Consider the following 18,390-nt stretch of genomic DNA (forward strand, 5'->3'; position numbering starts at 1 on the left):
ATGGATGCCTGGTCCCGTTGTCTCGAACGCCTTGAGGCGGAGTTTCCGCCCGAGGATGTTCACACCTGGTTGAAGCCGCTGCAGGCAGATCTGCGCGCGGACAGCCTGGTGCTGTATGCGCCAAATGCCTTCATCGTCGACCAGGTGCGCGAGCTGTACCTGCCGCGCATCAAGGAGCTGCTGGCGCATTTCGCCGGTTTCGGCGATGTTTTCCTTGAAATCGGCTCGCGTCCGCGCCCGGTGGAAGCCCAGATCACGCCGATTTCGGGCTTTTCCACCCCGGCGGCAGCGGCCGAGCCGCTGGTGCCGTTCGCCGGCAACCTGGATTCGCACTACACCTTCGCCAACTTCGTGGAAGGCCGCAGCAACCAGCTGGGCCTGGCCGCGGCGTTCCAGGCGGCGCAGAAGCCCGGCGACCGTGCCCACAACCCGTTGCTGCTGTACGGCGGCACCGGCCTGGGCAAGACCCACCTGATGTTTGCCGCCGGCAATGCGATGCGCCAGGCCAACCCGGCCGCCAAGGTGCTGTACCTGCGCTCGGAGCAGTTCTTCAGCGCGATGATCCGTGCGTTGCAGGAAAAGACCATGGATCAGTTCAAGCGCCAGTTCCAGCAGGTGGACGCGCTGCTGATCGATGACATCCAGTTCTTCGCCGGCAAGGACCGTACCCAGGAAGAGTTCTTCCATACCTTCAACGCCCTGTTCGACGGCAAGCAGCAGATCATCCTCACCTGCGACCGGTACCCGCGCGAAGTCGAGGGCCTGGAAGCACGGCTGAAGTCGCGGCTGGCCTGGGGCCTGTCGGTGGCGATCGAGCCGCCGGACTTCGAGACCCGCGCCGCGATCGTGCTGGCCAAGGCGCGTGAGCGTGGCACCGATATCCCCGACGATGTGGCGTTCCTGATTGCCAAGAAGATGCGCTCCAATGTCCGCGATCTCGAAGGTGCGTTGAATACCCTGGCCGCACGCGCCAATTTCACCGGCCGTGCGATCACCACCGATTTCGCCCAGGAAACCCTGCGCGACCTGCTGCGCGCCCAGCAGCAGGCGATCAGCATTCCCAACATCCAGAAAACCGTGGCCGACTACTACGGGCTGCAGATCAAGGATCTGCTGTCCAAGCGTCGGACCCGGTCGCTGGCCCGTCCGCGCCAGGTAGCCATGGCGCTGACCAAGGAACTGACCGAGCACAGCCTGCCGGAAATCGGCGATGCCTTTGCCGGCCGGGACCACACCACGGTGCTGCACGCCTGCCGGCAGATCCGGACGTTGATGGAAGCCGACGGCAAGTTGCGGGAAGACTGGGACAAGCTGATCCGGAAGTTGAGCGAATGATGCATGTACGCCGCTAAGGCGTCATCGCATAAAACGGTGCAGAATCCGGTAGCAAGCAGGGGACAGGGTGTGGATAAGAAAGCCGGCCGATTTGGCGGTAAAGTTATCCACACGTTTCCCCACCCTCTCGGGGCTAGTAATGCAGAGGGTTTCGAGGGTTGAAACTCTTTTATTTACAAAGGCTTAGCTGTGTTTTCCAGCGATTCTGGCGCTACCAGCACCACCAGGCTTTTGATTTATTCCACATTTTTTTAAAGCATAGGGGCACGGAACCACATGCGTTTCACACTGCAGCGCGAAGCCTTTCTCAAGCCGTTGGCACAAGTCGTCAACGTGGTCGAACGCCGCCAGACCCTGCCGGTTCTGGCTAATTTCCTGGTCCAGGTCCAGAACGGACAGCTTTCGCTGACCGGCACCGACCTGGAAGTGGAAATGGTGTCGCGGATCGCGGTGGAAGATGCCCAGGACGGCGAGACCACCATCCCCGCCCGCAAACTGTTCGAGATCATCCGTGCCCTGCCCGATGGCAGCCGGATCACCGTCTCGCAGACCGGTGACAAGATCACCGTGCAGGCCGGGCGTAGCCGTTTCACCCTGGCAACCCTGCCGGCCAACGACTTCCCGTCGGTGGACGAGGTCGAAGCCACCGAACGCGTGGCGATCGGCGAAGCCACGCTGAAGGAACTGATCGAACGCACCGCGTTCGCGATGGCCCAGCAGGACGTGCGCTACTACCTCAATGGCCTGCTGTTCGATCTGCGCGGCGATGCCCTGCGGACCGTGGCCACCGATGGCCACCGCCTGGCGCTGTGCGAGACCGAGCTTGAAAAGGCCAGCGGTGCCAAGCGCCAGATCATCGTGCCGCGCAAGGGCGTGACCGAACTGCAGCGTCTGCTGGAAAGCGGCGATCGTGAGATCGAGCTGGAAGTCGGCCGCAGCCACGTGCGGGTCAAGCGCGACGATGTGACCTTCACCTCGAAGCTGATCGACGGCCGTTTCCCGGATTACGAAGCGGTGATCCCGATTGGCGCCGACCGCGAAGTGAAGGTCGATCGCGAAGCCCTGCGTGCCTCGCTGCAGCGCGCCGCGATCCTGTCCAACGAGAAATACCGCGGCATCCGCGTGGAAGTCTCGCCGGGCAACCTGAAGATCAGCGCGCACAACCCCGAGCAGGAAGAAGCCCAGGAAGAGATCGAGGCCGATACCACGGTCAGCGATCTGGCCATCGGCTTCAACGTGAATTACCTGCTGGACGCGCTGTCGGCGTTGCGCGATGAGTACGTGGTGATCCAGCTGCGCGATTCGAACTCCTCGGCCCTGGTGCGTGAAGCCAGCAGCGAGAAGTCGCGTCATGTGGTGATGCCGCTGCGGCTGTGACGGTTTGCGGTGGTTCCACGTGGAACCGCAGTGTTCAGGAGACCCGGCCTTGTGCCGGGTTTTCTTTTTCCTGAGCCCGGTGTTCCACGTGGAGCATTGCCTGCCGTCAGCCAAGCGCGATGATTCCCGGTGCCCGGCCATCCGTCATTCCACTTTGTCGATCCTTGGTTTCCTGCTGCCTTACCGTGAAGTCTGGCCGGGGTCTGTTTCCAGCAGCTGCGGCCTGCGAAGAGCGTGGAACGCACGGTATGAACAGATCCGATCCGACGCCCGGTGCCCGGCTGGAATGTGCGCTTCTTTCGGCCTCTGGATCGCAGCTCTATGCTTTAAAAACTGTATATAAATCTAAAGCTAGGTGGTGGTGGTAGGGCCAGAATCGGTTGAAAAGTACCTTATCTTGTTGAATTTGAAGAGAAAATAGGGGGCGAAACCCCCTGTAGAAGGGGGCCTGGGCCTGGGGGTGATCCTGTGGATATCTTTCTGGCCGGAAATTTCTGCCTTTTTATCCACAGCCAGTACATGGGTTGTGCATAAGTCATACAGACCCCCTGTGGATAGCGGAATGTGGCCCCCTTGGATTTCGCGAGATCTGAAAGCAGGTGCGCTGCCCTGCCGTGCAGATTTCAAGAATTTTCCGCCCATCGACTGTGAACGGGCCTGGTTGCCGGTGAATTCGCCCGTTTTTCCTTGAAATCTGCAGGGCTGCAGCCCTGCGCGGCCCGCAGATTTCAAGGAATTCGCAGGTCTCCCGGCGGCTGGAATCCATCGATCAGGCCGCGCTCGTCCCGATGGCGACGCTACCGCTACCAGCGGCGGTGTTTACCCACCACGCCCGTGAAACCGGCGCGATGCAGTAAGCTGATCGATTGCCCCTACCCGTCTGCCGCCCAGCGCGGCCGTGATCGTACGCATGCATATCCGCCGTCTTTCCCTGCACCAGGTCCGTCGTTTCGACAGCGTCGAACTTGCGCCACAACCGGGCATCAACCTGATCACCGGTGACAACGGTGCCGGCAAGACCAGCGTACTGGAGGCCCTGCACGTGATGGCCTATGGGCGCAGTTTCCGCGGCCGGGTGCGCGATGGCCTGGTACGGCAGGGCCAGGAGGCGCTGGAAGTATTCGTGGAGTGGGACGAACAGCGCGAAGGTGCGGTCAGTTCCACGCGGCGCAAGGCCGGCCTTCGTCACAGCGGCCAGGAATGGAAGGGCCGGCTGGACGGAGAAGGTGTCGCCCAGCTGGGTAACCTGTGTGCGGCCCTGGCCGTAGTGACCTTCGAGCCGGGCAGCCACGCCCTGGTCAGTGGCGGCGGCGAACCGCGCCGGCGCTTCCTCGATTGGGGCTTGTTCCACGTGGAACCAGACTTCCTGGCGTTGTGGCGGCGCTATTCGCGGGCGCTGAAGCAGCGCAATGCGCTGCTCAAGCAGGGCGGGCATCCGCAGGCACTGGATGCCTGGGACCACGAGCTGGCCGAGGCCGGTGAGCCGCTGACGACCCGGCGCCAACACTATCTGGAGCGGCTGCAGCAGCGCACCATCGATCTGGCCGATGTGCTCGCACCGAATCTGGGCATCCAGTCGCTGACACTCAGCCCGGGCTGGCGCAAACAGGAGTTCTCGTTGTCCGACGCGCTGTTGCTGGCGCGCGACCGCGACCGCATGGCCGGCTATACCTCGGTGGGCCCGCATCGCGCCGACTGGAGCGTGGGCTTTGCCAGTATTCCCGGCCGTGATGCGCTGTCGCGCGGCCAGGCCAAGCTCACCGCGCTTACCTGCCTGCTGGCCCAGGCCGAGGACTATGCCGAGCAGCGCGGGGAATGGCCGGTGATCGCCCTGGATGACCTGTCCTCGGAACTGGACCGCAACCATCAGGCGCGGGTGCTGGAACGGCTGAAGGCCGGGCCGGCGCAGATCTTCATCACCGCCACCGAGATTCCGGCAGCACTCGGCACGGCTACCGATATCACCCGGTTCCACGTGGAACATGGGCAGGTCCAACCTGTGCCATAGTGGACCCCCAGGGGCTGCCCATGCCCGACTGGTATAATTGCGGTCGCAACCCCTTATTACTCGGCGCCCCGCCGCAACGCGGTGGCCCGACCTGCGGAGCCTATGGCAAGCGCAATGACTGAAGAACTGAACACCCCGGCAAACAACGGCAACTACGACGCCAACAGCATCACGGCCCTGGAAGGTCTGGAGGCGGTCCGCAAGCGTCCTGGCATGTACATCGGCGACGTCCATGACGGCACCGGTCTGCACCACATGGTGTTCGAGGTGGTCGACAACTCCATCGACGAAGCCCTGGCTGGTCACGCCGACAACGTGTCGGTCATGATCCACGCCGACGGCTCGGTGTCGGTGTCGGACAACGGCCGCGGCATCCCCACCGGCAAGCACGAGCAGATGAGCAAGAAGCTCGACCGCGAGGTCTCCGCTGCCGAAGTGGTGATGACCGTCCTGCACGCCGGCGGCAAGTTCGATGACAACAGCTACAAGGTCTCCGGTGGCCTGCACGGCGTGGGCGTCAGCGTGGTCAACGCGCTGTCGCAGAAGCTGGTGCTGGACATCTACCAGGGCGGTTTCCATTACCAGCAGGAATACGCCGACGGCGCGGCGGTGTACCCGCTGAAGCAGGTCGAAGCCAGCACCAAGCGCGGCACTACCCTGCGCTTCTGGCCGTCGGTGAAGGCCTTCCACGACAACGTGGAATTCCATTACGAGATCCTGGCCCGCCGCCTGCGCGAGCTGTCCTTCCTGAACTCCGGCGTCAAGATCGTGCTGGTCGATGAGCGCGGCGATGGCCGCCGCGACGACTTCCATTACGAAGGCGGCATCCGCAGCTTCGTCGAGCATCTGGCACAGCTGAAGACCCCGCTGCATCCGAACGTGATCTCGGTGACCGGCGAGTCCAACGGCATTACCGTGGAAGTGGCGCTGCAGTGGACCGATTCCTACCAGGAAACGATGTACTGCTTCACCAACAACATCCCGCAGAAGGACGGTGGCACCCATCTGGCCGGCTTCCGCGGCGCGCTGACCCGCGTACTGAACAACTACATCGAACAGAACGGCATCGCCAAGCAGGCCAAGATCAACCTGACCGGCGATGACATGCGCGAAGGCATGATCGCGGTGCTGTCGGTAAAGGTGCCCGACCCCAGCTTCTCCAGCCAGACCAAGGAAAAGCTGGTCAGCTCGGACGTGCGCCCGGCGGTGGAAAGCGCCTTTGGCCAGCGCCTGGAAGAATTCCTGCAGGAAAACCCGAACGAAGCCAAGGCGATCGCCGGCAAGATCGTCGATGCGGCGCGTGCGCGCGAAGCGGCGCGCAAGGCCCGCGACCTGACCCGCCGCAAGGGCGCGCTGGACATCGCCGGCCTGCCCGGCAAGCTGGCCGACTGCCAGGAAAAAGACCCGGCACTGTCCGAACTGTTCATCGTCGAGGGTGACTCGGCAGGCGGCTCGGCCAAGCAGGGCCGCAACCGCAAGAACCAGGCGGTGCTGCCGCTGCGCGGCAAGATCCTCAACGTGGAACGCGCCCGCTTCGACCGCATGCTCGCCTCGGACCAGGTCGGTACGCTGATCACCGCGCTGGGCACCGGCATCGGCCGCGATGAATACAACCCGGACAAGCTGCGCTACCACCGCATCATCATCATGACCGACGCCGACGTCGACGGCGCGCACATCCGTACGCTGCTGTTGACCTTCTTCTACCGGCAGATGCCCGAACTGATCGAGCGCGGCCATATCTACATCGGCCTGCCGCCGCTGTACAAGATCAAGCAGGGCAAGCAGGAGCTGTACCTGAAGGACGACCCGGCGCTGGACGCCTACCTGGCCAGCAGCGCGGTGGAAAACGCCTCGCTGATTCCGGCCGATGGCGAGCCGGGCATTGAAGGCGTCGCCCTGGAAAAACTGCTGCTCTCCTACGCCTCGGCGCAGGAAACCATTGCCCGCAACGGCCACCGCTACGACCGCCAGGTGCTGGAAGCCCTGGTCGATTTCACCCCGATGGACCTGGAGCACCTGCGTCGCGCCGGTGCCGATGAGGGCCTGGCCGCGCTGGCCAAGCGATTGAACCAGGGCAGCCTGGGCTCCCCGCGTTTCAGCCTGGAACTGCAGGAGCCCACCGAGCAGCGCCCCGCCGCGTTGCTGGTCACCCGTCGCCACATGGGCGAAGAGATGATCCAGGTGTTGCCGCTGTCGGCCTTTGAAAGCGGCGAACTGCGTGCCCTGCACCAGTCCTCGCTGCTGCTGTATGGCCTGGTTCGCGCCGGCGCCAAGATCAGCCGTGGCGCCAAGTCGGTGGAGATCGGCAGCTTTGCCGAGGCGCGCAACTGGTTGCTGGAAGAAGCCAAGAAGGGCCGCCAGATCCAGCGCTTCAAGGGCCTGGGTGAAATGAATCCGGAACAGCTGTGGGATACCACGGTGAACCCCGATACCCGCCGCCTGCTGCAGGTCCGCATCGAAGATGCGGTGGCAGCCGACGAGATCTTCAGCACCTTGATGGGCGATGTGGTGGAACCGCGCCGCGATTTCATCGAGGACAACGCGCTGAAGGTCGCCAACCTGGATATCTGACACAATCGGGTCAGGGCCGGCCGGTTGCGACCTGCAACCTGGCCGGCATCCGTCCCCCGATGCCAGGAATCCGATGTCCGCAACCGCTCCGGCGTCCATGACGCCTCCGCTGCCCCCGTTGTCGCCTGCTGCGCCCGGCCCCCGGTCAGGTTCGGCAGTGGCCGGATTCTTCATCGACCTGGGCATCGCCATCGTCACCCTGTTCGGGCTGAGCCTGGTCAGCGGCCTGGTCTGGGGTGCCTACCGCGGTGCGGTGGTTGCCACCGCAGCCAAGCGCGCTGGCGGCACGGTGGATCCTACGGCCCTCGCCCAGCAACTGGGTCAACCCGGGGCACTGGCGCAGATCCTGATGGCCGTCGTCGCCACTGGCGGTGCCGCGCTGCTGCTGTACTTCCTGCGCCGGCGCGCCACGCCCGGTGAACGCAGCACGTCCCTGCAGGCGCTCAGGCGCCGCTCCACCTGGGGCTGGACCCTGCTGGTGGCCACCTGCGTGGTGATCGGCAGCAACCTGATCGCCTTCCTGGCCAAGCAGGCCGGCATCGAACCGGTCCCGACCAACCTGGCCCTGATGGAACAGGCCCTGGCCCGCTTCCCCTGGTTCCTGGCCGTGTTCGCCATCGTGCTGGCCCCGGCCTACGAGGAACTGCTGTTCCGCCGCGTCCTGTTCGGGCGCCTGTGGCAGGCCGGCCGCCCGCTGCTGGGCATGCTGCTGAGCAGCTTGGCGTTCGCCCTGGTCCATGAAATTCCCGGCACCAGCGCCAACGGCCCCTGGGAAATCGCCCAGTTGTGGCTGGTCTACGGCAGCATGGGGGCGGCGTTCGCCTGGTTGTACCAGCGCACCGGCACCCTGTGGGCGCCGATCGTGGCGCACGCGCTGAACAATGCCATCGCCCTGGGGGCGCTGGTATTCCTGGGCCTGCATTGAGCGGCCGCGCGTGGGCCATCACCTGCCACGCACGTGCCTGAACGTCGCCCATTGTTGACGGGAACGACAACAAAATTTTACGCACCGTCGTTCCACACTGCAGATATGAACAAGGGGGACTTGCGATGAAACCAGTTCTGTTGGGTGTTGCCATTGCGCTGCTGGTCAGTGCCTGCGCCACCACCACTTCGCCCACCGGGCGCCGGCAGATGGTCGGCGGTGTGTCGCAGGCCGAACTGGACCAGCTGGGCGCCCAAGCGTTCACCCAGACCAAGCAGAAGGAAAAAGTCAGTACCGACGGCCGCCAGAACGGCTACGTGCAGTGCGTGGTCAATGCGCTGGTCGCGCAGCTGCCACCGCAATACCGTGGCGTCCGGTGGGAAACGGCGGTGTTCGTCGACAAGGAACCCAATGCCTTTGCGCTGCCCGGCGGCAAGGTCGGGGTCAACACCGGGATCCTCACCGTGGCCAAGAACCAGGACCAGCTGGCGGCGGTGATCGGCCATGAAATCGGCCATGTGATCTCGCGCCACCACGAGGAACGCCTGACCCGCCAGATGGGCGCGCAGACCGGCCTGGCCGTGCTGGGCGCGCTGGCTGGCGCCGCCTATGGCGATGGCGCCGCCGGCACGGTCAACCAGCTCGGCGGCATGACCGCGCAGACCGCCTTCCTGCTGCCCGGCTCGCGCACCCAGGAAAGCGAGGCCGATGTGGTCGGGCAGCGGCTGATGGCCGAAGCCGGGTTCGACCCGGCCCAGGCGGTCAACCTGTGGCAGAACATGATGGCCGCCAGCGGCGGGCGGTCCCCGCAATGGCTGTCCACCCACCCCGACCCGGCCAACCGGATCCGCGAACTGCAGCGCGACGCGCCTGCGCTGAGTGGGGTCTACCAGCAGGCCCAGGCCGCCGGCCGCAAGCCCAGGTGCGGCTGATGCGACCAAAGGATGCTGTATTGCAGCATCGGAAACGATTTCTCACGCCATGAGTTTCTGATACGTTTGGCGGCTCAGATTTTTCTGACAGTCCGTTTTGATGCCGCCGCGGCGGTTCGATCGAGGTGAAAGATGATTTTCAGCAACCACAAGCAAGCCGTCCTTTCCGTCCTCATCGCGACCGCAGTCGGTGGCGCCATGGTCACCGATGCGTTCGCCCAGTCCTCGCGCTCGGCCGAACGTGGCAACCGCGGTGGCAAGCAGCAGGCCAAGGCCGAAGCGCTGTACCCCAACGCGACCCGCCAGGAGCCCAGCGTCAAGGCCTCGCCCAAGCTCGGCAGCAAGCTGCAGAAGCTGATTGACAGCTACAACGAGCAGAAGTTCCCGGAGACCCGCGCCCTGGGCGACGAGATCCTGGCCAACAGCGCCGCCAACACCTACGACAAGTCGCTGGCCGCCCAGCTGGCCTCGCAGGCCGCCTACCAGACCGAAGACAACGCCGCTGCCAAGAAGTACCTGCAGCAGGTGCTGGAGTTCAACGGCCTGGACAACAACGGCCACTACCAGTCGATGTTGATGCTGGCCCAGCTGCAGCTGCAGGATGACGAGACCGCCCCCGGCCTTGCCACCCTGGACAAGTACTTCGCCGAAACCAAGTCGTCCAAGCCCGAAGAACTGGTGATCAAGGGCCAGGCCCTGTACCAGACCCAGCGCTATGCCGACGCCATCCCGGTGCTGCAGCAGGCCATCGCCGGCGCTGCCGAGCCCAAGGACAGCTGGAACCAGCTGCTGATGGCCGCCATGGCCGAGGCCGGCCAGACCGGTGAAGCGGTCAAGCAGGCCGAAGCGATCGTGGCGCGCACCCCCAACGACAAGAAAGCCCAGCTGAACCTGGCCAGCATGTACATGCAGGCCGACCAGATGGACAAGGCCGCCGCGGTGATGGACAAGCTGCGTGCGGCGGGCCAGCTCACCGAAGAGCGCGAGTACAAGCAGCTGTACTCGATCTACGCCAATACCGAGAACAAGGAAAAGGACGTCATCGCGGTCATCAACGAAGGGTTGGAGAAGGGCATCCTGAAGCCGGACTACCAGGTTTACCTGGCGCTGGCCCAGTCCTACTACTACTCCGACCAGGTGCCGAAGGCAGTCGAAGCGTGGCAGAAGGCCGCCCCGCTCTCCAAGGACGGTGAAACCTACTTGAATTTGGCACGCGTTTTGCATGCCGAAGGACGCATCCCGGAGGCCAAGCAGGCCGCCCAGCAGGCGCTGGCGAAGGGTGTGAAGAACCAGGCCGATGCCAAGAAAATCATCAACCTGAAGTAAGTAGGAATAACGCCTGAACGCCTGCCACAGTGATGCGCAGGCGCTCAGGATTGGTATAAGCTTGGAGGTTCCTGCGGTGTCATGCACCGCTGATCATGGGCTACCTGTCCCCGGGTATCCCGGCCCCACTAATGAGCTCTTGGCGCATGACGGAACAACTAGTCGTTCACAGGTACGAACAACGCGATGACACCGGCTTCAGCTGGCCGCGAATCGTGGGTATCGCTTTTGTAATCGCACTGCATCTCGCCGCCTTCATGATGCTTCTGATCCCGGCCGTGGCCCCCAAGGCCGCTGCGGAGAAAGAACGCAACATCATGGTGACCCTGGTCGACGCTCCGCCGCCGCCCCCACCGCCGCCGCCGCCGCCGCCGCCGACCGATACGCCGCCTCCGCCGGTGAAGAATCTGTCGCCGCCGAAGCCGTCGCCGGTACCACCGCCGCCGCAGCCGCCGATCGTCGATGTGCCGCAGCCGCGCGCCAACGACATCGTTACGCCGCCGTCGCCGCCCTCACCGCCGGCGCCGCCGAGCCAGATCGAGGCCAGCGTCGACATTTCCTCGAAGAACATGAACCCCCCGCGTTACCCGCCGGCAGCATTCCGCGCAGGTATCCAGGGTGAAGTGATCCTGATCATTGATGTCGATGCCAATGGCAACGTCACCAATGTGTCGGTCGAACGGTCCAGCCGTAACCGTGACCTCGACCGCGCCGCAATGGAAGCAGCTCGCAAGTGGAGCTTCCGTTCTGCGGAGTCGGGCGGGAAGAAGGTCGCAGGTCGCGTTCGCGTCCCGGTCAACTTTGCGCTGAACTGATGGTCGTCGGTGGCCTGCCGGCCACCGTTCCGTCGGTTATTTCAAGCAACACCATTCATCACCACACACAACAAAGGTAAGCGTCATGCTGCAGGAACTCTTCATCGCCGCTGCTGCTGGGGGCAACCCGTCGAACGCCCTCTCGCAGATGGGCTTCGAGCACTTGATCCACGAAATGACCACCAAGCCGGGTGATTTCGCCGTCTCCTGGGTCGTGCTGCTGACCCTGATCATCATGTCGGCCATGTCCTGGTACTGGACCGTCATCAACATCTTCCGTGCTACCCGCCTGAAGAGCGCTGCCGACAAGGTCGTGAGCCTGTTCTGGGATACCCCGAACGCCCAGGACGCCATCCGCGCCATGGAAGAACAGCCCGCTTCCGAGCCGTTCTCCAAGATCGCCCTGGACGCTGCCCAGGCAGCTGCCCATCACCAGCGTGCCGAAGGCGGCGCCACCGGTGGTGGCCTGGGTGAGAACCTGAGCCGTTCGGAGTTCGTCGACCGCGCCCTGCGCCAGGCCGTCACCCGCGAAAGCAACAACCTGCAGTCGGGCATGACCCTGCTGGCCACCGTCGGCGCAACCGCTCCGTTCGTCGGTCTGCTGGGTACCGTGTGGGGCATCTACGGCGCGCTGATCAAGATCGGTGCCACCGGTTCCGCCTCGATCGACGCCGTTGCAGGCCCGGTGGGTGAAGCACTGATCATGACCGCCATCGGTCTGTTCGTGGCTATCCCGGCCGTGTTCGCCTTCAACTTCTTCAGCAAGATCAACAGCGCCACGATCAGCAAGTTCGATACGTTCGCTCACGACCTGCACGACTTCTTCGCCACCGGTTCGCGCGTCCGCTAATTGCGACGCGCTTTACCCAGCGAGAACGTAGTCAACACGATCTAGACGGAGCCCGTTATGGCTTTCAGTAGTGGTAACAGCGGCGGCCCCATGGCCGACATCAACGTTACGCCCCTCGTGGACGTGATGCTGGTGCTGCTGATCATCTTCATCATCACGGCGCCTCTGATGTCCCACAAGGTCAAGGTGGATCTGCCGGAGGCCAACCTGGTGCAGAGCCCGGAAGACGCTGAAAAGCGTTCGGGCCCGATCACCCTGGCAGTCAAGGAAGACGGCTCGATCTACTGGAACGACGAGGAAATCAACAAGCAGACGCTCGAGTCGCGCTTGGCGACCGCCGCCCAGCAGACCCCGCAGCCGCCGCTCAATCTGCGTGGTGACCGCACCACCAAGATGCGGGTCATCAACGAGATGACCAAGATTGCGCAGGAACAGGGCATGCTCGACGTTGGCTTCGTTGCCACCAAAGAGAAGGGGCAGTAAGCCATGGCGTTCAGTACCGGTGGTAACAAAGGCCCCATGGCCGACATCAACGTCACGCCCCTCGTGGACGTGATGCTGGTGCTGCTGATCATCTTCATCGTCACCGCGCCGATCATGACCTACCCGATCGCCGTGGACCTGCCGCAGCGCGTGCTCAACCCACCGCCGCAGCTGGTCGAGCCGCCGCCGCCGATCGAACTCAAGATCGACGCCAGCAACCAGGTCTCGTGGAACAACAGCCCGGTCGCAACCGCCGAGTTGCAGCAGCGGATGGAGCAGGAGGTCCAGAAGGACCCGACCAACCAGCCGGAACTGCGCATCGACGCCAGCCCGGACTCGGAGTACGACGTGATGGCCAAGGTGTTGGCTGCCGCGAAGAATGCCCAGATGAAGAAGATCGGCTTCGTACAGCAGTAATCAGCAAGACTGCAGTCATGACGCGACTGGAAAACGCCCCTGGAAACAGGGGCGTTTTTTTTGCCTGGGCCTCATGCCCACCCCGGGCCACCCGGACCGCTATCATCGGCGCATGCCCACCACCTACTTCGCCCTGACCGACTGGCTGGACGCCGTGCCGCACCTGCGCCCGCTGCTGGTCATCGCCTACCTGCTCTACCTGCTGTGGCTGACCGGCTGGATCATGCTGCAGAAGCGCGAACCGGTGGCGACGCTGAGCTGGATCCTGTCGCTGGCCGCCCTGCCCTATCTCGGCCTTTTCATCTACTACCTGCTCGGCCCGCAGAAGGTAAAACGGCAGCGCCTGCGTCGCGGCCGCGCGCGTTCGGGCATGGAGCACTACAGCAGCGTATGCCCGCCCGATGCCGACTGCACCGAGCTGGCCAAGATCGCCCAGGCCACCACCGGGCTGGCCCCATCCTCGGCCACCGAGGTGGAATGGCTGGTGGACGGCGCGGCCACCTACCGCGCCCTGCTCGCGGCGGTGGCGCAGGCGCAGGACCACGTGCATGTGGAGTACTACATCTTCAACCCCGACCACGCCGGCACCGCGCTGCGCGATGCACTGGTCGAGCGCGCCCGCGCCGGCGTGCGGGTGCGTCTGCTGCTCGACGCGGTGGGTTCGTCGCTGATCCGCCAACGCTTCCTGCAACCCCTGCTGGACGCCGGTGGCGAAGTGGCCTGGTTCCATCCGCGGCAGCTGCTCAAGCCGTTCAAGCGTCCGTGGATGAACATGCGCACCCACCGCAAGCTGGTGGTCATCGACGGCCGCGTGGCCTTCACCGGCGGGATCAACATCACCGACGAGGAAGACGAGAGCCGCCGCCCCGATGCCTACCGCGACCTGCACATGCGCCTGACCGGGCACGTGGTGCGCAGCCTGCAACTGGTGTTCGTCGAAGACTGGATCTACGCCACCGGGCAGGAACCGGCGCGCCTGGAGATCGCCCCGCTGTGGCCGCACGACGTGCCCAGCCGCCAGGAGGGCCGCATCCACGCCCAGGTCCTGGTGTCCGGCCCGGATTCCTCCTGGGAGACCATCCACCGCCTGCAGGTGGCCGCCATCCACGAAGCGCGCGAACGGGTCTGGTTGGTCACGCCCTACTTCGTCCCCGGCGAAGCGGCGCGCATGGCGCTGACCTCGGCCGCCCTGGGCGGGCTGGACGTGCGCCTGCTGGTGCCGAAGATGAGCGATTCCTGGTTCGTCACCCAGGCCGCGCGCTCCTACTTCGACGAGCTGCTGCAGGCCGGGGTCAAGATCTACGAGTACGGCCCGCGCATGCTGCATACCAAGGCCTTCATCGCCGATCACGATGTCTGCATCGTCGGCAGCGCCAACTTCGATCACCGCAGCTTCCGGCTCAATTTCGAGCTGTCGATGATGCTGGTCGATGCCGATCGGGTGGCCGCGCTGGAGCAGATCCTGGCGGCCGAATTCGATGCCTCGGTGCGGGTGCACAACGAGCGCCAGCGTTCGCTGTGGCGGCACCGCGTGCCCGAGGCGTTCGCGCGGCTAGCCTCGCCGCTGCTGTAGTCCCGCGCCCACGTGGAACCGGCAGGGGCTGCGGCGCTACACTGCCCCGGTCCACGGGGAGAAAGACAATGTACTGGCTGTTCCTGCTGCTGGCGCTGGGCTGTTTCGGCCTGGCGATGAAGACCCCGCACATGGGGCTGATGCTGCTGTCGTTGCTGGGCACGCTGGTGTTCCTGCTGATCTGGGTACGTGGCCTATACCTGGCGCGCTTTGGCAACCTGCAGCGCGATATCTCCAGCGTGATCGACCCGGCCGAGCTGCGCCGCCTGCGCGAGCAGGCGCAGGCCCGCCAGCAACCGGCCCAAGACGACTCCGACACACCGTAATCCCATGACCCAGCTCAGCGTCAACGTCAACAAGATCGCCGTGCTGCGCAACTCGCGCGGTGGTGCCGACCCGGATGTGCTGCAGGCCGCGCGTGCCTGCCTGGATGCCGGTGCGCACGGCATCACCGTGCATCCACGCCCGGACCGCCGGCATATCCATGCCGAGGACGTGCTGGCGCTGGCGGCGCTGACCGCCGCGCGCGGTGTCGAGTTCAATATCGAGGGCAACCCGTTCGCGCCGCCGCGGCAGGGCTATCCCGGCCTGCTGCCGCTGTGCGCGCAGACCCGCCCGGCACAGGCCACGCTGGTGCCCGATGGCGACGGCCAGCTCACCTCCGACCACGGCTTCGACTTCGCCCGCGACGCCGAACGGCTGCGCCCGCTGATCGCCGAGCTGAAGACGTATGGCTGCCGGGTCAGCCTGTTTGTCGACGCCGGCAACCCGGACCTGGCCCAGGCAGCGGCGATCGGTGCCGACCGCATCGAGCTGTACACCGGCCCCTATGCCGAGGCCCACGCCGCCGGCGATGCCGACGCCATGCTGGCCTTGTTCGCCGACGCCGCCCGCCGCGCCCAGGCCGCCGGGCTGGGGGTCAATGCCGGGCATGACCTGTCGCAGCACAACCTGCGCCAGTTCCTGGCCGCCGTACCGCAGGTGCTGGAAGTCTCCATCGGCCATGCCCTGATCAGCGAAGCACTGTATGCCGGCCTGGACGCCACCGTGAAGGGCTACCTGCGCCTGCTGTAAGGCGTGCATCGACCAACGGTCGATGCCTACCGGGGACAGTGCATCGCCCCCACGGTCGATGCCCACCACCGAAGCCGTGGCGCCGACCCCGCTCTGCGCCGGCCGGCGGCCAAAAGCCCCGGTAGGAACCGACCGTTGGCCGGTTCGCCCCACAGCGCGCCAAGGGCAGTGCCGGCCGCTGGCGGGCTCCCCATGATCTCGATCGCGGCCGCCATCCCGCGCCAACCCAGCCTGTGGACAACTCTGGGGGCCAAACCGCCCGCCGGCCCCGCAACGCCAGTGATAGCCTCGATTCCGCTTCCCTTGCCGCCCGTGGTTAGTAATACTACTAACCATGCACACGCCCTCGCCAGCCCCCTGCCGCAGCCGGACGTCGCAATCCCTGCGACGCCGCGCCGCTAGCCTCTGATCATGGGTATCGCAATCAAAGGCCGGGGTTCCACCACGCACCTGGCGGGCCGCTTCGAGGTCACCGTCAGCGAAGCGGTGGACGATGGCTGGGAGGCCGACGACGGCGAGGAATTCGCCGCCCCGCGCCTGCGCACCGAAGTACGCGCCGAAACCGCGCGCAGCATCATCAGCCGCAACAAGTCGCCCGACGTGGGCTTCAGCCAATCGGTGAACCCGTATCGCGGTTGCGAGCACGGTATCAATACCCCCTGATTGTTCAATGAGTAAATGCCTATAGATCAATCAGTTAAGGCGGAAATAGTGAACACATCAGCTGGACAGAAATGCGTGCAAAGCGCCGGCCAACTCGTCGTTCCCGGACGAGTTAGTCAACGCTCGTGTATTGCAAAGTGAGTTAGAGCCCTGCGGCGAGTAACAAGGCAGACATCGACGTGCCCAACCCATCGGCCACGCGCTCCAACGTGGCGAGAGTGACGTTCTTCTCGCCGCGTTCGATCTTGCTGTAGTAGGCGCGATGCATCTCGATGTGGTCCGCAAAGCCTTCTTGACTGAGCCCAAGAGCAACGCGATGCGCACGGATCACATCTGCAAGTTTTGCTTGATTCGTATGCTCGACCATACGAAGAAGCTTGTGGTTCCAGTACTTTAAAGACTACGCCTATAAAGGTAGTCTATTTATAAGTACTGGACGTCTCTCTCATGAACTTTTACCTCGTATGTCCGGAACTGGAGTTCACTCTTGAACTTCCCTTCTCTCCCCTGGGCAGGGAGCAAGTCGTCAGGCAAGTGCGTCGAATGCAGGAAGAGGAGGGGCAGGCCAGAAGCTTCGAGTACCGCCTAGCAGAAGAGCTGTCAAAGCTCATCCCTCAACTCACTGATTGGGATATCAAGCCGCCCACCGGTGCACAGATGGCGTACGCGACTTCGCTATGCGCACAGCTGGGCATTCCCCTGCCCGCAGCAACACGCCGATCGCGTGCATTGATGCAAACCTTCCTGGCCGAAGCGAAGGCACTCGCCGGCGAACGCTACCAATGAAGGTCTACCGCAAATCATAGCTGTGGATAAGCCTGGGTAGAACGTTCTATATAGATGCCCGAACGGCCTACAGCTAACTGAATCTCTGGGTATTGCGGTGGCTGTGGTTAGCAATAATACTAACCGCCTGTCCTTCCCGGGTTGGCGCTATGGAACAGGATGCCCGAAAGGCACAAGTTCCCATCAAAGGTAGAGGTGCCGCATCGCGCGTCTCAAGCCGCTTCGATACCACAGCAACCGTGGGGGTTGATGATGGGTGGGAGTCCGTCTATCAGGGGATGGAAGACGAGCCGCGATTGCGAACTCAGGTACAGGAAGAGCGAGCGCGGACGGTCATCAGCCGCAACTCGTCACCTGACGTCGGCTTCAGCGCATCGGTCAATCCGTACCGCGGGTGCGAGCATGGGTGCGTCTATTGCTTTGCACGCCCTTCTCATTCCTATCTCAGCCTCTCACCTGGCTTGGACTTCGAGACTCGCCTCTTTGCAAAGACGAACGCGCCTGAACGACTCAGTGCAGAGATCAGCAAGTCGAACTATAAGTGCGCCCCGATTGCGTTGGGGATCAACACCGACGGCTATCAGCCGATTGAAAGGAACTACCAAATTACACGCCAATGCCTAGAGGTGCTTGCTGACGCAAAGCATCCGGTGAGCCTCGTCACCAAGAGCGCCCTGATCACCAAGGACATCGACTTGCTGGCCTCGATGGCCAAAGATCGGCTGGTAACGGTCTACTTCTCAGTCACCACGCTCGATAGGAAGCTATCGGCAAAACTCGAGCCGCGAGCCGCCGCTCCCCACGCCAGGCTGCGAGCAATGAAGCAGCTGCAGGAGGCCGGAGTGCCGGTAGGCGTCCTTATCGCGCCCGTCATCCCCATGATCACCGACCAGGATCTGGAAGCTATCCTTCAGGCCGCCTACGAGCACGGCGCGAGGGCTGCAGGCTACGTGCTTCTCAGGCTGCCCAACGAGATCAAGGACATCTGGAGAGAGTGGCTCGAGCTGCACTACCCGGATCGAGCCCAGCACGTGCTTAGCCTGATGCGGCAGATGCATGGTGGAAAGGAGTACGACGCCAGCTTCGGCACCAGGATGTCCGGGACGGGCCCGGTGGCCGACCTGATCCGCAAACGGTTTGAGAAGAAGCATCGTGAGCTCGGATTCACCAGGCTGCCGGCGCTGGCCACCCATCTCTTCCAACCCCCTCAGGAAAAGTCTCCCCAGGGGCAGCTCTTCTAGATCTGAGAAAT

General features: G+C 64.0%; 17 protein-coding genes and 1 pseudogene. 17 read left to right on the forward strand and 1 reads right to left on the reverse strand.

Annotation, left to right across the window (positions count from 1 at the left end):
• From dnaA to AC3ITM_RS00075, 15 genes and pseudogenes are all read left to right on the forward strand, one after another.
• Entirely contained in the window at positions 1 to 1,335 is a 1,335-nt protein-coding gene (gene dnaA / locus AC3ITM_RS00005) for a chromosomal replication initiator protein DnaA (protein ID WP_228884831.1), read from the forward strand.
• A 276-nt stretch (positions 1,336 to 1,611) separates the two neighbouring features.
• Positions 1,612 to 2,712 carry a DNA polymerase III subunit beta gene (gene dnaN / locus AC3ITM_RS00010; RefSeq protein WP_228884830.1) on the forward strand — a complete coding sequence of 367 codons (1,101 nt, stop codon included), beginning with the start codon at positions 1,612 to 1,614 and terminating at the stop codon, positions 2,710 to 2,712.
• 910 nt (positions 2,713 to 3,622) lie between these two features.
• Positions 3,623 to 4,720, forward strand: a complete 1,098-nt coding sequence (gene recF, locus AC3ITM_RS00015; RefSeq protein WP_489267397.1) for a DNA replication/repair protein RecF — start codon at positions 3,623 to 3,625, stop codon at positions 4,718 to 4,720.
• A 114-nt stretch (positions 4,721 to 4,834) separates the two neighbouring features.
• The gene (gene gyrB, locus AC3ITM_RS00020) at positions 4,835 to 7,294 is read left to right on the forward strand and encodes a DNA topoisomerase (ATP-hydrolyzing) subunit B (protein WP_489267398.1); all 2,460 of its coding nucleotides are present in this window, start codon (positions 4,835 to 4,837) and stop codon (positions 7,292 to 7,294) included.
• 73 nt (positions 7,295 to 7,367) lie between these two features.
• Positions 7,368 to 8,219, forward strand: a complete 852-nt coding sequence (locus AC3ITM_RS00025; protein ID WP_489267400.1) for a CPBP family intramembrane glutamic endopeptidase — start codon at positions 7,368 to 7,370, stop codon at positions 8,217 to 8,219.
• Positions 8,220 to 8,344: 125 nt separating this feature from the next.
• Entirely contained in the window at positions 8,345 to 9,151 is an 807-nt protein-coding gene (locus AC3ITM_RS00030) for a M48 family metallopeptidase (protein ID WP_489267402.1), read from the forward strand.
• Between the two features lie 132 nt (positions 9,152 to 9,283).
• Positions 9,284 to 10,477 (forward strand): tetratricopeptide repeat protein, encoded by a 1,194-nt coding sequence (locus AC3ITM_RS00035; RefSeq protein ID WP_489267404.1) that lies wholly within the window; start codon positions 9,284 to 9,286, stop codon positions 10,475 to 10,477.
• 146 nt (positions 10,478 to 10,623) lie between these two features.
• Positions 10,624 to 11,292, forward strand: a complete 669-nt coding sequence (locus AC3ITM_RS00040; RefSeq protein ID WP_429000319.1) for an energy transducer TonB — start codon at positions 10,624 to 10,626, stop codon at positions 11,290 to 11,292.
• An 85-nt stretch (positions 11,293 to 11,377) separates the two neighbouring features.
• On the forward strand, positions 11,378 to 12,142 hold the full coding sequence (gene exbB, locus AC3ITM_RS00045; RefSeq protein WP_228884824.1) for a TonB-system energizer ExbB: 765 nt from the start codon (positions 11,378 to 11,380) through the stop codon (positions 12,140 to 12,142).
• A 57-nt stretch (positions 12,143 to 12,199) separates the two neighbouring features.
• Positions 12,200 to 12,625 carry an ExbD/TolR family protein gene (locus AC3ITM_RS00050; RefSeq protein ID WP_228884823.1) on the forward strand — a complete coding sequence of 142 codons (426 nt, stop codon included), beginning with the start codon at positions 12,200 to 12,202 and terminating at the stop codon, positions 12,623 to 12,625.
• Between the two features lie 3 nt (positions 12,626 to 12,628).
• Positions 12,629 to 13,042 (forward strand): ExbD/TolR family protein, encoded by a 414-nt coding sequence (locus AC3ITM_RS00055; RefSeq protein WP_228884822.1) that lies wholly within the window; start codon positions 12,629 to 12,631, stop codon positions 13,040 to 13,042.
• A 112-nt stretch (positions 13,043 to 13,154) separates the two neighbouring features.
• Entirely contained in the window at positions 13,155 to 14,615 is a 1,461-nt protein-coding gene (cls, locus tag AC3ITM_RS00060; protein WP_489267407.1) for a cardiolipin synthase, read from the forward strand.
• Positions 14,616 to 14,683: 68 nt separating this feature from the next.
• Entirely contained in the window at positions 14,684 to 14,941 is a 258-nt protein-coding gene (locus tag AC3ITM_RS00065) for a hypothetical protein (RefSeq protein WP_489267409.1), read from the forward strand.
• 4 nt (positions 14,942 to 14,945) lie between these two features.
• Complete coding sequence (locus tag AC3ITM_RS00070) at positions 14,946 to 15,689, forward strand: pyridoxine 5'-phosphate synthase (RefSeq protein ID WP_489267411.1); 744 nt, start codon at positions 14,946 to 14,948, stop codon at positions 15,687 to 15,689.
• Positions 15,690 to 16,100: 411 nt separating this feature from the next.
• Positions 16,101 to 16,337: pseudogene (locus AC3ITM_RS00075) on the forward strand (PA0069 family radical SAM protein); the annotation flags it as partial.
• Between the two features lie 157 nt (positions 16,338 to 16,494).
• Here AC3ITM_RS00075 and AC3ITM_RS00080 read toward each other — a convergent pair.
• Positions 16,495 to 16,719, reverse strand: a complete 225-nt coding sequence (locus AC3ITM_RS00080) for a helix-turn-helix domain-containing protein (protein WP_350463323.1) — start codon at positions 16,717 to 16,719, stop codon at positions 16,495 to 16,497.
• Between the two features lie 80 nt (positions 16,720 to 16,799).
• Here AC3ITM_RS00080 and AC3ITM_RS00085 point away from each other — a divergent pair, with 80 nt between their 5' ends.
• Both AC3ITM_RS00085 and AC3ITM_RS00090 read left to right on the forward strand, forming a co-directional pair.
• Complete coding sequence (locus tag AC3ITM_RS00085; RefSeq protein ID WP_489267413.1) at positions 16,800 to 17,138, forward strand: hypothetical protein; 339 nt, start codon at positions 16,800 to 16,802, stop codon at positions 17,136 to 17,138.
• A 113-nt stretch (positions 17,139 to 17,251) separates the two neighbouring features.
• The gene (locus tag AC3ITM_RS00090) at positions 17,252 to 18,379 is read left to right on the forward strand and encodes a PA0069 family radical SAM protein (RefSeq protein ID WP_489270143.1); all 1,128 of its coding nucleotides are present in this window, start codon (positions 17,252 to 17,254) and stop codon (positions 18,377 to 18,379) included.
• The last annotated feature ends 11 nt before the right edge of the window (positions 18,380 to 18,390 follow it).

The sequence above is a fragment of the Stenotrophomonas sp. KH_029 genome, assembly GCF_057839765.1.

Bases quoted from the DNA above. Each gene is read 5' to 3' on its own strand.
- dnaA (WP_228884831.1), top strand. From the start codon at position 1: ATGGATGCCTGGTCCCGTTGTCTCGAACGCCTTGAGGCGGAGTTTCCG.
- dnaN (WP_228884830.1), top strand. From the start codon at position 1,612: ATGCGTTTCACACTGCAGCGCGAAGCCTTTCTCAAGCCGTTGGCACAA.
- recF (WP_489267397.1), top strand. From the start codon at position 3,623: ATGCATATCCGCCGTCTTTCCCTGCACCAGGTCCGTCGTTTCGACAGC.
- gyrB (WP_489267398.1), top strand. From the start codon at position 4,835: ATGACTGAAGAACTGAACACCCCGGCAAACAACGGCAACTACGACGCC.
- AC3ITM_RS00025 (WP_489267400.1), top strand. From the start codon at position 7,368: ATGTCCGCAACCGCTCCGGCGTCCATGACGCCTCCGCTGCCCCCGTTG.
- AC3ITM_RS00030 (WP_489267402.1), top strand. From the start codon at position 8,345: ATGAAACCAGTTCTGTTGGGTGTTGCCATTGCGCTGCTGGTCAGTGCC.
- AC3ITM_RS00035 (WP_489267404.1), top strand. From the start codon at position 9,284: ATGATTTTCAGCAACCACAAGCAAGCCGTCCTTTCCGTCCTCATCGCG.
- AC3ITM_RS00040 (WP_429000319.1), top strand. From the start codon at position 10,624: ATGACGGAACAACTAGTCGTTCACAGGTACGAACAACGCGATGACACC.
- exbB (WP_228884824.1), top strand. From the start codon at position 11,378: ATGCTGCAGGAACTCTTCATCGCCGCTGCTGCTGGGGGCAACCCGTCG.
- AC3ITM_RS00050 (WP_228884823.1), top strand. From the start codon at position 12,200: ATGGCTTTCAGTAGTGGTAACAGCGGCGGCCCCATGGCCGACATCAAC.
- AC3ITM_RS00055 (WP_228884822.1), top strand. From the start codon at position 12,629: ATGGCGTTCAGTACCGGTGGTAACAAAGGCCCCATGGCCGACATCAAC.
- cls (WP_489267407.1), top strand. From the start codon at position 13,155: ATGCCCACCACCTACTTCGCCCTGACCGACTGGCTGGACGCCGTGCCG.
- AC3ITM_RS00065 (WP_489267409.1), top strand. From the start codon at position 14,684: ATGTACTGGCTGTTCCTGCTGCTGGCGCTGGGCTGTTTCGGCCTGGCG.
- AC3ITM_RS00070 (WP_489267411.1), top strand. From the start codon at position 14,946: ATGACCCAGCTCAGCGTCAACGTCAACAAGATCGCCGTGCTGCGCAAC.
- AC3ITM_RS00080 (WP_350463323.1), bottom strand. From the start codon at position 16,719: ATGGTCGAGCATACGAATCAAGCAAAACTTGCAGATGTGATCCGTGCG.
- AC3ITM_RS00085 (WP_489267413.1), top strand. From the start codon at position 16,800: ATGAACTTTTACCTCGTATGTCCGGAACTGGAGTTCACTCTTGAACTT.